Raw genomic sequence first — 16,712 nt, 5'->3', positions numbered from 1 at the left:
GATTCGAGAATTTTCAGTTTCTTAGTATAAAGGAGGGAATGTCAAAAAGAGCTGTTTCGAGTATATCACAAGATCATTATGGTTTTATGTGGTTTGGTACCGATGGTGCAGGATTGTATAAATATGACGGTATAAATTATACCAACTACGAATATGATTGGAAAAACAAAAACGCCATAAACAGTAATTTAATTTATGCAACTTACATTGACTCATACAATAGACTTTGGGTTGGTACAGATGAAGGTCTGTGTTTCTATAATCGAAATCTAAACAAATTTGAAAATATAGACTTAAAAAATGCATTTACAAAAGGATATAAAAATATAGTAACCGTAAAAAGCATTATTCAGGACAACATAGGCAATCTTCTAGTTGGTACTTATGCCCACGGATTATTCAAATTAAATTTGAAAACCTTTAAAATGGAGTCTATCCAATTAAACTCACCATTAAACAGTGACAGTAAGATTAACTGTTTTGTAAAAAACAAAAAAGGAATTCTCTATCTAGGCACAGATTTAGGGCTAATAGAATATGATTCTAGGAGTAACAAAGTGAAAAAATTTACTTGGAACACACAAAAAATATCGGTCACAGATCCTATAGAAACTTTATATCTTGATGCCTCTGAAAATTTATGGATTGGTACAATTTCCAACGGATTACTTAAAATTTCGAGTAATCAAAAAATGGCTCAAATCGACAGATTCCAAATTTCAAAAAATAAAATATTATCGGTAATTGGCGTCAACTCTCATACCCTTATGTGTGGCACCGAAAATGACGGCTTATTTTTAATCAGTGATAAAGGAAATGTAATACATCGGTATCTAAATAGTAAATCGGACAGCCATAGTTTAAAATCCAATTCTATCTGGTCCTTATTTTTAGATAAAGACAAACGTATTTGGCTCGGTTATTACAACAAAGGAGTTGGGATTTTTGATAAACGAAATGCTAAATTTAATGCTATAGAAAGTGTTCCAACCAACACTAATTCTTTGCAAACAAGCTCAGTCACTGGAATCGAAAAAGACAATTCTGGCAAGTTATGGATTAGTATGGAGGGCGGTGGAGTCGATGTTCTGAATCCTTCTACTAAAGTTTTTAAGCACATTAACAATCAAGATGCTAAAAATTATTCCGGACTTACAAGTACTAATATCTTAACCGTTTTTATAGATAGCCAGCAAAATATTTGGCTAGGAAGTTGGAATGATGGCATCTATTTTTTGAAAAAAGGTTCAAAAACATTTGTCAATTTCACTTCGAAAAATACAATAGGTTTGACATCTGACCAAATTTTTAGTTTTTCGGAGGATTCTAAAGGAATAGTTTGGATAGGTTCCTACATGAAAGGATTACACTATTATGATCCTCTAAAAAATGAATTTCATCATTGTGATTCAAAACCATTTGTCACTAACAATTTAAACACCGCTAACATCCGAAAAGTTTTAGTAGACTCTAGAAATGCAATATGGGTTGCTACAATAGACGGTTTATACCAAGTTCGCAGAAATTCAAATGCCACTTTTTCTGTTGTATCGATGAAAAATGTAATGTCCAAAAGCATAAAATCCAATAAAAGCACCAATACGATTCTGTCTCTTTATGAATCCAAAACCAAAATTATTTGGATAGGAACAGCTGGTTCTGGTTTGTTTAGTTATGACGGAAAAAATAATAAATTAGCCTGGTACAGTGATTTTCCAGGATTCAAAGAAAAACTAGTAGTTGCTATAACTGAATCCCGTGATGGTACAATCTGGATTAGCGGAAAAACAGGGATAACCAAATTAGATCTAAAAAACAAAAAAGCAATAAATTTCTCGACCGACGATGGCCTTTTAAGTAACGACTTTAATAATAATGCAGTCTTGAATGACAAAAATGGTGATTTGTATTTTGGAAGTTATGAAGGAATAAATTATTTCAATCCTAATAAAGCCTCAACTAATATAAAAGAACCTTTGCTTTATTTGAATGATTTTAAATTATTCAACAAGTCGATTCATCCAAATGAGCCACAATCTCCTTTGTCGAAAGTAATATCCGAAACCGATCATATTACGCTTCACTACGACCAATCAGTATTTACTATTGAATATATTGGCCTCAATTATTCCTACCCAAGCACCAATGAATATGCGTATTATCTTGAAGGTTTTGAAAAAAACTGGAATTATGTAGGAAATAAACGTTCAGCAACTTATACGAATTTGGCTCCCGGAAAATATGTTTTTAAAGTCAAGTCGGCGGCGCGAGGCGGGAATTGGAATCAAAAACCATTGCAACTCTATATTGAAATTTTACCGCCTTGGTGGAGAACATCTTGGGCTTATCTTTTCTATTTTTTAATAATTGCAGGGACCTTTTACGGTATTAATAAATATTTTCAAAATCGATTTAAAGAAAAACAAGCAATAAAATTTGAAAGGGATAAAGCAAAGCAAATAGAAAAATTAAACACGAAAAAATTACAATTTTTCACCAATATCTCCCATGAATTCAGAACGCCTTTGACTTTGATCCTAAATCCGTTAGCCGATCTTATCAAAAATAAAAGTTTAGAATTACCGCATGATGTTGTGAATAAACTGCAAATCATGCACAAAAGTTCTGATCGTCTTTCAAAACTGATAAATGAATTGATGGATTTCAATAAATTACAGTTCAATCAAGTCGTTGTACAAGTGCAAAAAATAGAAATAGTTTGTTTTACGAAGGACATTATTGAGTATTTTAACGAAGAAGCTTCTAGCCGTGGAATTACCTTAGCTTTTGAATCAAACACAGCCGAACTGCACGATTGGTTAGACCCAAAAATGGTTGAGAAAATTATTTTTAATATTGTATCCAATGCTTTTAAAGTTACTGCCGATCATGGATTTATAAAAGTTCAAATAAATGCATCACAAAAAACAGAGCAATTCCCGTTAACCAATATTGAAAAAGAAATTCCTTATTTTGAAATTGCAATATCCGATACCGGCGCTGGATTAGACAAAAAAGATATTAAAAAAATATTTGATCGATTTTATCAAGTAAACAATTTAAGTAAAGCCTATTATGGCAGTACGGGAATTGGATTAGAGGTCGTTCGAGGATTTGTTGAATTGCATAAAGGGAAAATTGAAGTCGAAAGTGAATTGGGAATTGGATCAACATTTACTGTTACTTTTCCGCTAGGAAATGATTTCTTTACCGAAGATGAAATTGTTAAAGATGCATTCAAAAGAGAAGCGAAAATAACTCCACACCTTTTATCAATTCTAAACAAAGAAAACCCCAGTGAACCTGCTTCAGAAAAAGTGCACACCATCCTTATCGTTGAAGACAATACCGAATTGAGGAATTACTTAAAAAATGAATTGAAAAAAGAATACAAAGTACTTGTTGCAGAAAATGGTCAGAAAGGATTGGAATTGGCTTTAGAAAAATCTCCGGATATAATTATGACAGATGTTATTATGCCTATTATGGATGGTTTGGAATTATGTAAAAACATAAAAAAAGACATAAAAACAAGTCATATTCCATTATTGATGCTATCCGCAAAAGCTATGGTCAAAGACAAACTGGAAGGAATAGATTCTGGTGCCGATATTTATTTAAGCAAACCTTTTGACATGGATATTTTAAGGTCCAGTTTGGTGCAGCTTCTCACGAGCAGACAGATTATGTTCAATAAATTCTATCATGGAATTTCTAAAAAAACAAAGGCAAAAACAACCACAATAGACAATGATTTTATTCAAAAAATATTGAATTTTATTCACGAAAATATCAACGAATCGGATTTAAGTGTTGAGATATTGGCTTCAAAAGTATTCTTGAGCAGAAGCCAGCTTTATCGAAAAATAAAAACACTCACTGGAGTATCTGTAAATGAGTTCATTCGAAATGTAAGATTAGAAAAAGCCAAAGAATTAATAGCCTTAGGAAATAACAACATCAATGAAATAAGCTATAAAGTAGGATTTACATCTCCCTCCTACTTTACAAAATGCTTTAAAGAAAAATACGGTCATCTTCCAACACACAAAAGTGATGAGGATAGAACCAAAACGAATGAATAGTGGCAATAGCAACGATTAAAAAAGGTAATTCATGATGAATTACCTTTTTTTTTGGTCTTGAAATAAGTAAATTCATATCCTTTTTATGCACTTAAATCATCTTTAGGGAATAAGAAAAAACTATTAGACTGTTTTGACTTCAACTATTTATTCATTGTTTCTTCAATTATTATCAAAAACATAATTTTCTTCCTTATTCTTTTTTATAATTAATTAATAACGGAATTTTTCTATGAATGTGACAAAACTATATTTTGCCCTATAAATCTTTCATCGCTCGTTATTAGATAGTTTCCAATTCATTTCTGCAACAAATGTACTAGATTATGCATCATACGTGTTATAATTTCGGTAACGAACACGCTAGTTTTGGTCATGTATATTTTTTAAAAAGTTTGAATTTTATTTTCTAAAAAAAGAAATTATCTCTTAAGAAAAGAGATTCAAATTATAGATTATTAGAAAATAAACAAGCTTATAAACCTAACCAAAACAAACTTTTTCATGAAAAAAAAATTATTTAAAAAATTAGTGACGCTAGTTTTAATACTGTCTGGATTTTCCTTTTTTGGGCAGACTATTAAAGGTAAAGTGGAGTCTTCTGGATTGCCCTTATCTGGTGTAAATATTGCCGTAAAAGGAACATCAATCCGAGCTTCCAGTGGTTTTGACGGTTCCTTTACTCTGGACAAAGTACCCGCAAAATCCAAAATTATCTTTAGTTTCGTCGGTTTCGAAACAAGAGAAATTGAGTCTGACGGCCAAACACATTTAGTTGTGCGTCTTAATGAGGTTACCAAAACATTAAATGAAGTGGTCGTTATAGGATATGGAACCGCAAAACGAAAAGATTTGACTGGCGCCGTTTCATCCATAAAAGCTTCGGAAATCCAAGACAAACCTTTTACATCTATTGATCAAGCACTTGTAGGAAAAGCAGCGGGTGTAACTGTGAGTCAAAATTCGGGTACGCCCGGAGGAGGAATTTCTGTTCAAATTAGAGGAATTACGTCTATTAATGGAAACGAACCATTATATGTTATAGATGGAACTCCAATATTCGCAGATAAGAATAATGATTCTTTTGCATTTAGCGCATTAGGAGGAGGAAGCGGACAAACAAAAAATTCGGCTTTGTCTAGTTTGAATATTGCTGATATCGAATCTATTGACATTTTAAAAGATGCATCATCAACAGCAATCTATGGAGCAAATGGAGCTAACGGAGTTGTTTTGATTACCACCAAAAAAGGAAAAAAAGGAAAATCTACAGTTGCTTATGAAACCTATATGGGGATTCAACAAGTAACCAATTTTGTTGATGTTTTAAACTTACCAGAATATGCTAAGTATCAAACAAAAATTTTCGCATTAAGTGGAGAACCTATTCCTTTTCAATATCAAAAACCAGATTTATTAGGTGAGGGAACAAACTGGCAAGACGAACTTTTTAGAACTGCTTTAATGTACAATCATCAGTTGTCATTTTCAGGTGAAAAAGACGGAACAAGATATTATACTTCGTTAAATTATTTTGATCAGGAAGGAGTTGTTCTCAATTCAGATTACAATAGAATGTCCATGCGATTAAATATAGATTCGAATGTTAAATCCTGGTTGAAAATTGGTAATAATGTTGCATTGAGTAAATCCTCTCAAACCGTAGTAAGAAACGATGATAGAGGCGGTTTAGTCATGAATACACTAAGACAATCTCCAGAATTACCGGTTAGAAATACTGATGGTTCTTACGCGGGTCCTACCTCTGGTTTAGGCTCTTCGGCAAATGAGACAACCAATCCAATTGCTATGGCTGAATACAATAATGCGGAAAACGACAGATATAAAATCAACGGAAATTTCTTTGCTGATTTTACTCTTACGAAAGGATTGGTTTTTAGATCCGAATTAGGATATGATTTGAATTTTGCAAAAAGCAGTTCTTTTGCACCCGCATATACTTTAGGAAATGTATCTGAACTTTTAAACAAATCTTTCAAGCAGCAAGATCAAAGCTTTTATTGGAGCATCAAAAATTATTTGACTTATAATAAAACTTTCAATGACAAACACAACTTCACTTTTCTATTAGGTCAAGAGGCTCAAGAAAGTCAATACGAATACTTAAGCGGTTATAGAACTGGAGATTTTTTAAGTAAAGATTTTACCAACTTAAACTTAGGTGATATTGATACTGCTTTAAACCAAAATGGTTCTGGCAGATGGTCCATGACTTCTTATATTTCGAGATTAAATTATAGTTTTTTAGATAGATATTCTTTTTCAGCTTCTTTAAGAGCCGATGCTTCTTCAAACTTTGGACCTAATAATAAATGGGGTTATTTTCCATCATTTTCTGGAGGTTGGACTGTGAGTAACGAAAAGTTCTTTGAACCATTATCAAATACCATAAATTATTTGAAATTTAGAGTTGGTTACGGTGAGGTAGGAAATCAAAATATTCCAGCCAATAGATACCAAACCATTTTAACTTTAACTCCATCTCCATTTGGTGGTTCCTCTCCAACAATTGATAACTTAGGTAATCCTGATATTAAATGGGAGGCCCTAAAATCTTTCAATGCCGGTCTTGATCTAGATATGCTCAATAACAGAATAAAGTTTGGATTTGATTATTATATTAAAAATTCTTCCGACTTCTTAACAAAACAAATCAACGACGAATCCAATCAAAGTGCTCTTAACTACTATTTGAATACCGGTGAAATTGAAACTAAAGGAGTAGAATTTACATTGAATACAAGAAATATTGTAACAGAAAATTTTACTTGGGATAGTACCATTATTTTATCAAAATACAATAATGAGTTGACTAGTTTTCAAGGTGAAGGCAAATCTTTGCTAGGAAAAGTACAATTCGATTTATATACCGTTACTAAAACTACAGAAGGAGAACCAGTAGGGCAATTTTATGGATATGTTACCGATGGATTGTTTAAAAATGATGCAGAATTAGCATCAGGACCTACTCAGGAAACAGGGACAGCTGTTGGTGATATCCGCTTTAAGGATCTTAATGAAGATGGAAAAATTGACGCTAAAGATCAAACAGCAATAGGAAGTGCAATTCCTGATTTTACGTATTCATTTACAAATAATTTCAAATATAAAAACATCACTTTAGGAATTGTTTTAACAGGAACTCAAGGCAACGAAATCTACAACTTTACACGCCATTATATAGATGGTATCTATCCCGGATTTGGAGATCGATACGCAAATGTAAGTACTGATGCTTTAAATTCATTTGAACCAGGAGTAAATGAAAATACAAATGTGCCAAGAATTACGCTTACTGATCCAAATGGGAATGGCAGAATTTCGAACAGATTTGTTGAAGATGGTTCTTATCTAAGAATTCAAAATGTTTCTTTGAGCTATGATCTGCCAAGTAAGATTTTCGAAAAATCAATTTTCTCTAGTGTTCGACTCTATGCAAATGTGCAAAATCTGTACACGTTTACAAAATATTCTGGATTTGATCCTGCCTTAGGAAATTTAGATCAAAACATAACATTGAGCGGTATTGATTTAGGAAGATACCCTGTTCCAAGAACGACTTCTATAGGGGTTGATTTAAAATTCTAAAAGTTAAATAAAATAGTATCTAACTTAATGATTAATAGTCATTAACATAAAAAATAATAGTTATGCAAAAACGTTTTAAACTTTTTATGATGGGAATGCTCATACCATTGCTGTCTCTGTTTTCTTGTTCAGATGAATTTTTGGATGCTCCATCTGAAAATCAATTAACACCTAGTGATTTACCGGAAGGAATTACAGCTTTTGACGGAATCGCCGAGAGTTTATACTTCAAACCTTGGTTTGCTTTTAATGATAAATTCTTAATTGCTGTAGGAGATATGTACGCTGGTAATGCTTTTACATTTGATGGTGCTTATGCGCAATTTCTAAATGCTCAGGTAACATCACAAAATCCAATTTTAACCGAAGGATACGTTTCTTTATTTTCGGTTGTCGATCAAGCAAATAATTTAATGAAGTTGGTTGAGGACAGAAAAAGCGAATTACCCGAAGCATCATACAAAAATTCGATAGCAATATCACGATTTATGAGAGCCAATGCCTATTTCTATCTGGTAAGGACTTTCGGTGCTGTGCCTATCATCGATAAAGCAGGTTCTGCAGCACAGCCAAAGAGAAATCTTATTGAAGATGTTTATAAATTTATAAAACTAGATTTAGAGTATGCTGCTGCAAATTTACCTGAGAAGTCATTAAAGAAAGGGTATGTCAATAGAACAGTAGCCATGGGTGTTCTCGCAAAAGTACATTTAACGCTACACGAATATGCAGAATGTGCTAGTTTAACCCAAGAAATTATGGGAACACAATATTCTCTAATTCAGGAATATGGAAACTTATTTAGCAGTCCGGAAAACAATAATAGTGCCGAGAGTATGTTTGCGCTACAATGGAAAGCAATTGCTACAGAATGGGGAACTCAAAATACAAATCAAGCATACATTGTTCCTAATGGTACTGGAATAACTGGCGGTGGTGACGGTTGGGGAGTTTACTTGCCTTCTATTTCATTGCAAGAAGGATTTGAATCAAAGGATAGCAGAAAAAAGAATACAATCATGACCGATGGTGACTTTTATCCTGAATTGTTAAAAGAACAAGGCGGCTTCAAGTATAAAAAAATACTTTCATCTACGGCAGCTAACTTCAGAAAGTATATTGTAGGTTCTGCTGCAGAAAGAAATGATGTGTTTTTTATGAGAACATCACAAAACACAATTATATTAAGATACTCTGATGTTTTATTAATGCATGCCGAAGCGATTTTGGCTGGAGCCAATTCTACAGCAGATGGATCAGCATTAAAAGCCTTCAACGAAGTGAGAACTAGAGCAGGATTACCAATCAAAACAGTACTTACAAGAGACGATCTGTTTAATGAAAGACGAATTGAGTTTGCACTTGAAGGGCAATATTTCTTTGACTTAAAACGTCGTGGTTTAGCTGAAGCAACTGCAATTATTTCGCAGCAAGAAGTTGGGTTTTATTCTGATGATGACAGAACGGTTTTAGTTTCCAGAAAAATAACTCCAACAAGCGATTATTTTGAATTGCCTTTGCCTCAATCTGCAATTGATACTAATCCATCATTGTTAGAACCTCCAGTTCCTTTTAACTTTAATTAATTTTCATATGATGATCAATAAAATAAAATATAGCATTATAGTACTTTTGATTTTGGCTTCGTTTACTGGATGTCAAAATGACGATGCAGTTACTGCAAACGTAGACGCAATGGTTTCTGAACCTGGTGATTTACTAAATCAAACTTTTCCACTCAGACAAATTAGAGTGGAAGGCGAAGGATTGTCTGGATTAAAAAAAATCACTCTTGATAATAAAATTGATATCAGTTTCAATCCTAACCATAATTCAGATAAAGCGTTTATTTTCACTATCCCTTTTGATGATGAACTCGGAAGCAGATTTGGGGTACAACCCATTACATTTGTAACTGCAACGGGTTCGGTTACTAAGGATATAGAGATTTTACAGCCTAATCCAACTATTACAAAAACAATTCCTGCTGTAGCAACACCTGGTTTTCCTCTTGCAATTGAGGGCACTTGGTTTTATAATGTTTCGTCGGTAACCGTAGGGGGAAAAGCAGTAAGTTATACCGTAAGTTCATCTACTTCAATTATCATCGGTTTACCGTCAAATGCAGTTTCTGGTGAAGAATTGGCAATTACTACTCCAGGAGGAACAGCAAAAAAAACAATTGATTTTGAAAAAGTAGTACTGGTATCTAATTTTGATGGAGGTGGTTCCAGAGAATCTTGGAGCTCTTATGGAGATGTTGCTTCTTTTAATGCAAGTACTTCGGGCGGACCAACAGGTAATTATGCAACGCTTACTTGGACTGGTTCGACTGCAAATGGTTACAACGGCAGCAGCGGTGGCGGTGGAGCTAATTTCTTGAGTGCAACAAATACAGATGCAACAAGAACTTTTATAGATATCGATGTAAGTGCAAATGTTGTAGGTGCACAATTTGCTATTCAATTGAACACTATTGAAGGCATAAACTACGGTTATAATTTCAAAGTAACGGATGTAAATTGGTCTACTAAGACTATACTACTTTCTGATTTTAAAGATAATTATGGATTTGGGGGCAATTCAGCCGCGACGTTAGATGCTTCTAAAGTTAACGAAATTAAGGTTGGAATCGCTCAGGGTGACACACCTAATCCTAGCACAATAAAATACGATAATATTAAGGTTCGTTACAAATAATTTATTGGTTTTAAGTTTGGTTTTTTACTTCAAAAAGGTTGTGATCAAAGGCAACCTTTTTTGTAATAACTGAATTTATAAATTAAATTATAAAAACGATAAAGAATATTTTTCTTGAATGTATTCTAAAAATATAAAAAAATGAAACATAAATTTTTACTAGTTTTAACTGGCATTATGCTTTTTTTGAATTCGTGTTCAAAAGAGGATAACATAATTGCAGATACTTTAACTACCCCTATAGCAAATGCGTCCACAGATATAAATGATACTGGTTTTAAAGCTAAATGGGGTTTTGTTTCCAGCGCTCAAAGTTACCTTTTGGATGTTTCTACCAGCGCGGATTTTACAACGTTCGTGGCAAATTACAATTCAAAATCAGTGTCTAATTTGAATGAAAGCGTAGCTGGTTTAAATAGCGGCACTCAATATTTTTACAGAGTTAGAGCTAAAAGAGACTCGCAGATTTCTGGATATTCGAATGTGATTAGTGTTGTGACGACAGGTACAAGCAACGTTCCTGAGGATCCTACTTTTCTAAAAGTTAAGGCAAATAAATTAGCTAATCCCTTTTTTGTAGGCATGGCTGTAAAGGCAAATCAATTGGACAGCGGAAGCAAATATGATGGTATATTAAAAAATGAATTTAGCAGTATTTCGGCTGAATATGAAATGAAAATGAATCCAATTTCAATTTCAAGCGGTGTTTACAATTGGACTGCCGCAGATAAAATTGTCGCTTACGGAAATGCTAATGGTATCAATGTTCATGGTCATGCCTTGGTATGGCATGTTGCAGTACCAAATTGGTTAACTAATTTTTCTGGTACCGATGCAGAATTTGCTGCCGAAGTAAAAAAATACATTACGGATGTTGTTACTCATTATGCAGGAAAAGTAAAATCCTGGGATGTAGTAAACGAAGCTGTAGATGATGCTAGCGGTAACTTGAGAAACACTATTTTTCTTCAACGAATGGGGCCAAACTATATTAAAGATTGCTTTAAATGGGCTAGAGATGCAGCAAATGCGGCAGGAGATACAAACCTATTATTGTTTTATAACGATTATGCTACTTCGACTAACATTGCTAAACAAAATAAAATGTTTTCAATAGTGGATGATTTAAAAGCGAGTAATCTTATCGATGGAATAGGTTATCAAATGCATAACACTTATTTAAGTCCAACCAAAACTCAAATCGAAACTGATATTAATAGAGCTGTCGCTAAAGGTTTAAAAATTCACGTTTCGGAGTTAGACATACAAGTGAATCCAGCAAATGACATCAGCTCTTTTACCAATGAAAGAAGACTAGCACAAAAAGAAAAATACAAAGAGATCGTCAAAATATACAATGCGATTCCTGCTGCAAACAAATATGCCTTAACCGTTTGGGGAATGAAGGATAATGAATCCTGGATTCCATATAGTACGGACTTAAATCACGCAGGAAATGATTGGCCTCTATTATATGATTCAAATTTTGCTCTTAAAAGCGCTCATACGGGATTCCTTGAAGGCTTAGATTAAATCTATTAATACATTACATTTTATGCCACAATTACTATGAAATATAGAATTGTGGCATTTTATTTTAAAACCACTTTTCAATTACTTCTGCTTGACATAATAAAAACTCTATCTTCAACAAATAGTCCGAACCATACTTTTTACTTCTAACAATTTTTAGTACTTTTCAACGTTTTTATAAGTACACTTTTTTAATTCAATTTCCACAATGAGTTCTACACTTTCCAACGATCAAAAGAAATCATTAGCCCTATCCATACTCATTTACGCATCCTTATTGCTGTTGCTGTTTTTCATTCGCTTTTGGCCACCCTATAATCCAGAAAACAATGTAGCACTTGCTGGCGGTGGTGGCGGTGGCGTTACCCTAAACTTTGGTGATAGCGATTTGGGATCAGGAAAAAATACGCAAAGCGAGGTTTTGAATGTGCAAAACCAAGCCAAACAAGTTCCTGTTAAAAGTACTCCTGACGAAGCCATTTTATCTCAAGAAAATGCCACCGAAGAAAGTGTAGTTATTCCGCAAAAAGAAAAACCTAAAAAAACAGAAGTTGTTGTCAAACCCGAGATCAAGCCAGAAGTTGTTAAACCAAAAGTTTCCAATTCTACCAACGATGCTTTGTCCAGCATTCTAAAAGGCTCCAAAAAAGGTGGAGACGGCGACGACAAAACCGCTGGCAACAAAGGAAAATCCAACGGCAGTTTGGCCGCAACTGGTTATTATGGCACAGGCGGTTCTGGTGGCGGTACAGGCGGAGGCAATGGAACCGGAAACGGTATTGGCAATGGCAGCGGTTATGGCCCCGGAAGTGGCGGTGGCTCTGGTGGAGGAACAGGAGGCGGATCAGGCTATTCGCTCGGCAATAGAAAAGCACTCTCCAAGCCCGCTCCCAAATACACTTGTAATGAATCTGGAAAAGTAGTTGTAGAAGTTTCGGTGGATAGAAACGGAAACACAATAAATGCTGTTGCGGGTATAAAAGGCACAACCAATACTGCAAAATGCTTACTGGATCAAGCCCGAATTGCTGCAATGAATACAAAATGGGACGCTAGCTCCGATGCTCCAGAAAAACAAGTAGGCAAGATTGTTTACAATTTCAATTTGAATTAAAAGAGCAATTAGGAGAAATACTCTTTTGCATTCCATCAACAATTGTCCGCTGTACGTTATCTCTTTTTATCTTGTCCAAAAAAAGTAATTAAGCAATTCGATTACCGGGATCTGTTCTACAGGTTTACTTTTTGTAAGGACAAGAATTCTTATCGAATAGCCTTTATTGAATAAGCAAACTCTAAAAATCACCAACCTTGCGTGAGACCATTCTTTAAGACTTCTTCATATTTATCTTTGTCAAAGCTGTATAGATTTGGAGCTTTGTGGGCTACGTTGCTTTTCTTTTCGTCCAGTTTGGTCAGGATACCTATAGCAGTTATCTTTCGGAGAAAATTTCTTCGGTCAAGTGTTCTCCCTAATATGGTTTCGTATAATTTTTGCAGTTCGGGAATAGTGAACTTTTCAGGAAGTAAATTATAACCTATTGGCATTAAATTCAATTCGGTTCTTAAAGTTTCCAAGGCTTTGTCCAAAATTTCCCTGTGATCCAAGATCAATTTTGGAACTTCATGATGATCAATCCATTCCACCATTTCCCCGGGATTATCGGGTTGTGGAATTGCTTTTGAAAAATTGACTAACGCATAATAACCAATGGTCACAAACCTACTCTTATACCATTTTTCCTCCTCTAGAGGTATTCCAAAATAGGCCAAAGCATCACTGCTAAAATGGTTCTGATTTCTCTTGACAGCGCCAAAAGTGGCAAATTGCCTTAGAAAAATACCCTTAAGACCGGTTCTGGCCTGCAAGATGCTGACAGCAGCAGTATCAATATCCTCATCAATAGAAACAAATCCGCCCGGCAAAGACCAACTGTTATCATATCCTGTTTTAATCAGTAAAACTTTGAGTTGATTGTCATCAAAACCAAAGATTACACAATCAATAGACAATCCGGGCTGATACTCTTTACTGCTTTTTAGATGTGTTTTTAACATGATTTTGTGGTATTGATATTCCTATTCATTATTACGCCGCAATTTAGTTCATTTTTAGTATAGAAAATAAACTAAATAAATCTTTGCCATTGAAACTTACTTTGACTGCGAAAATTGTTTCCTGACTGATGATGAATTTCAAAAATTGATTCCAAAAAATATAAGATTATCTGAAAAAACTGATAAGTTCATGTAAATCTTTATTCAAATTCATTTTTTTTAGCAAAAAAGTTTTTTGTATTAAAATTAAATGTACATTGCGTCATATTAACACATAGCATTTTATTAAAAACCAAATACTTATAATTATGAAAAATACATTTTTGGTTATTATGGGAATTTTCATTTCTATAGCAACATATGCCCAAACGACCGATTATCGAGATAAAGCCAAAAAATTAGTTTCACAAATGACTTTAGAAGAAAAGGCTTCTTTATGTTCTGGTGAAACGGCATGGTCAACACAAGCGATTCCGAGATTGGGAATTCCTTCTATATTTATGACAGACGGCCCGCACGGTTTACGAAAAGCTGTGGGTTTTGATTTTACCAATAGTGTCCCAGCCACTTGCTTTCCTACCGCCTCAGCTTTAGCTTCCTCATGGAATCCTGCTTTGGCTCAAAAAATGGGAGAAGCTTTGGCCATAGAATCTCAAGCTAATGATGTTCAGATTTTGTTAGGACCAGGCGTTAATATGAAAAGATCTCCATTGGGTGGACGTAATTTTGAATACTTTTCGGAAGATCCAATTTTGGCGGGTAGAATCGCAACAGCATTTATAAACGGAGTCCAAAGCCAAGGTGTAGGAACTTCGATGAAACATTTTGCTGCCAACAATCAAGAATTTGAAAGAATGTCCAATAGTTCTAATGTAGATGAACGTACCTTAAACGAAATCTACTTTCCTGCTTTTGAAATGGCAGTAAAAGAAGCACAACCTTGGACAGTAATGTGTTCCTATAATAAATTGAATGGCGTTTATGCTTCAGAAAATAAATATTTATTGAATGATGTTTTAAAAGAAAAATGGGGTTTCAAAGGATTTGTCGTTTCCGATTGGGGAGCGGTAAACGAAAGACCATTGGGAGTAGAAGCAGGTCTGAATTTAGAAATGCCAGCAAGTGGAGGATATAACAATAAAAAAATCATCGAAGCGGTAAAAAACGGAACTTTGAAAGAGTCCAGATTAGATGAAATCGTAACTGAAACCCTTGCGGTTACGCTTAAAGCAAAAGACAGCCATAAGCAAGGAATTGTAGTAGACAAACCCAAACACAATGCACTGGCAAGACAAGTGAGTGGAGAATGTATTGTTTTATTGAAAAATGACAACTCTATTTTACCGCTATCCTCTTCGACTACCAAAATTGCAATTATTGGTGTTTTCGGAAAAACACCGCGTTACCAAGGTTCAGGAAGTTCACAAGTAAAACCAACCCAAATCGAAAATGCCTACGATGAGTTGCAAAAACTGTATAAAGGAACTACCTTTTCGTATGCTGCAGGGTATGCAACAGACGGAACAACTAATGAAACTTTGATTGCAGAAGCAGTACAAAACGCTAAAAATGCTGAAACTGTTATCGTTTTTGCGGGTTTACCTGACATTTATGAATCCGAAGGATACGACCGCGCAAACATGGATATGCCTGCTGGACACAATCAATTGATCGAAGCTGTTGCCAAAGCCAATAAAAATGTTGTTGTCGTTTTAATGAATGGTTCGGCAGTTTCTATGCCTTGGAAAAAAGACGTGCAGGCCATTGTAGAAGCTTATCTAGGTGGACAAGCCGGTGGTGGCGCAATCGCTGATGTATTGACCGGAAAAGTAAATCCTTCCGGAAAATTATCCGAAACTTTCCCGATGCGTCTGGAAGATACCCCAACTGCTATTGATTTTCCTTCGAAAGATGGAAACGCTAATTACGGAGAAGGAATATTCATTGGATACCGTTATTATGACAAAAAGAAAATCGAACCAAATTTCCCTTTCGGATATGGATTGAGTTATACGACTTTTGTCTATTCTGATATTAAAGCCAATACAATGCTTGCCAAAGATACCGATGACATTATCATTTCATTACAAGTGAAAAACACCGGTAAAGTGGCTGGTAAAGAAGTAGTAGAATTGTATGTGCACGAACAAGCGACTGAAACTTCCAGACCTGAAAATGAATTGAAACATTTTGAAAAAATAGCACTTAATCCAGGTGAGGAAAAAACGGTTAACTTTCATTTAACCTCTCGTGATTTTGCTTATTACAGCACAACTGCTCACGAATGGGTAATAAAATCAGGCAAGTTTGACATTCGTGTAGGATCTTCTTCAAGAGATTTACCTTTGCAACAAACCATTGAAATTCAATCGACCAAAACAGCCAAAATTGCTTTCACCCGCAACTCCATGTTCAAAGAATTCAAAAACACACAAAATAGTGAAGCTATATACGAGCAGCTTACCAAAAGTTTTACTGGTGGTAACAAAAAAGCAGTAACGGAAGAGGAGAAAAAAGCGGAATCCTTTTTGCAAGCGATGTTGGGCGATATGCCAATCAGCAAATTTATATTGCTTTCTGGAGGGAAATTCACGGAAGAAAACTTGCAAGCTATTTTAAAAAGCGCCAATGGCAATTAAAAAAAGAACCTGTATTATTTGATTATTTATTAGTTGTTAGTTGTTAATGTTTGAGGCTGTCTCTGTCGGACAGCCTCATTTTAAAAAA

Annotated in this window: 8 protein-coding genes; 7 read left to right on the top strand and 1 reads right to left on the bottom strand. The window is 34.5% G+C overall.

Annotated elements, in window-relative coordinates; genetic code table 11:
• The first annotated feature begins 38 nt into the window (after positions 1 to 38).
• The 6 genes from KZH69_RS06900 (at position 39) to KZH69_RS06875 (ending at position 13,041) form a co-directional block, all read left to right on the top strand.
• Complete coding sequence (locus KZH69_RS06900; RefSeq protein WP_255557664.1) at positions 39 to 4,085, top strand: hybrid sensor histidine kinase/response regulator transcription factor; 4,047 nt, start codon at positions 39 to 41, stop codon at positions 4,083 to 4,085.
• A 504-nt stretch (positions 4,086 to 4,589) separates the two neighbouring features.
• Positions 4,590 to 7,694, top strand: a complete 3,105-nt coding sequence (locus tag KZH69_RS06895) for a SusC/RagA family TonB-linked outer membrane protein (protein WP_219316722.1) — start codon at positions 4,590 to 4,592, stop codon at positions 7,692 to 7,694.
• A gap of 62 nt (positions 7,695 to 7,756) precedes the next feature.
• On the top strand, positions 7,757 to 9,280 hold the full coding sequence (locus tag KZH69_RS06890; protein ID WP_219316721.1) for a RagB/SusD family nutrient uptake outer membrane protein: 1,524 nt from the start codon (positions 7,757 to 7,759) through the stop codon (positions 9,278 to 9,280).
• Positions 9,281 to 9,287: 7 nt separating this feature from the next.
• Positions 9,288 to 10,394, top strand: a complete 1,107-nt coding sequence (locus tag KZH69_RS06885; RefSeq protein ID WP_255557663.1) for a hypothetical protein — start codon at positions 9,288 to 9,290, stop codon at positions 10,392 to 10,394.
• 141 nt (positions 10,395 to 10,535) lie between these two features.
• Positions 10,536 to 11,927 carry an endo-1,4-beta-xylanase gene (locus KZH69_RS06880; protein ID WP_219316720.1) on the top strand — a complete coding sequence of 464 codons (1,392 nt, stop codon included), beginning with the start codon at positions 10,536 to 10,538 and terminating at the stop codon, positions 11,925 to 11,927.
• 208 nt (positions 11,928 to 12,135) lie between these two features.
• Entirely contained in the window at positions 12,136 to 13,041 is a 906-nt protein-coding gene (locus KZH69_RS06875; RefSeq protein ID WP_219316719.1) for an energy transducer TonB, read from the top strand.
• A gap of 188 nt (positions 13,042 to 13,229) precedes the next feature.
• On the opposite strand, the gene KZH69_RS06870 is transcribed toward KZH69_RS06875, so the two are convergent.
• Entirely contained in the window at positions 13,230 to 13,985 is a 756-nt protein-coding gene (locus KZH69_RS06870) for an NUDIX hydrolase (protein WP_219316718.1), read from the bottom strand.
• A gap of 308 nt (positions 13,986 to 14,293) precedes the next feature.
• On the opposite strand from KZH69_RS06870, the gene KZH69_RS06865 reads away from it, so the two are divergent.
• Positions 14,294 to 16,624 (top strand): glycoside hydrolase family 3 C-terminal domain-containing protein, encoded by a 2,331-nt coding sequence (locus tag KZH69_RS06865; protein WP_219316717.1) that lies wholly within the window; start codon positions 14,294 to 14,296, stop codon positions 16,622 to 16,624.
• Positions 16,625 to 16,712 lie beyond the last annotated feature (88 nt).

The organism is Flavobacterium taihuense (assembly GCF_019351435.1).
GTDB lineage: Bacteria > Bacteroidota > Bacteroidia > Flavobacteriales > Flavobacteriaceae > Flavobacterium > Flavobacterium taihuense.
This window is presented reverse-complemented; position numbering and strand designations above follow the sequence as displayed.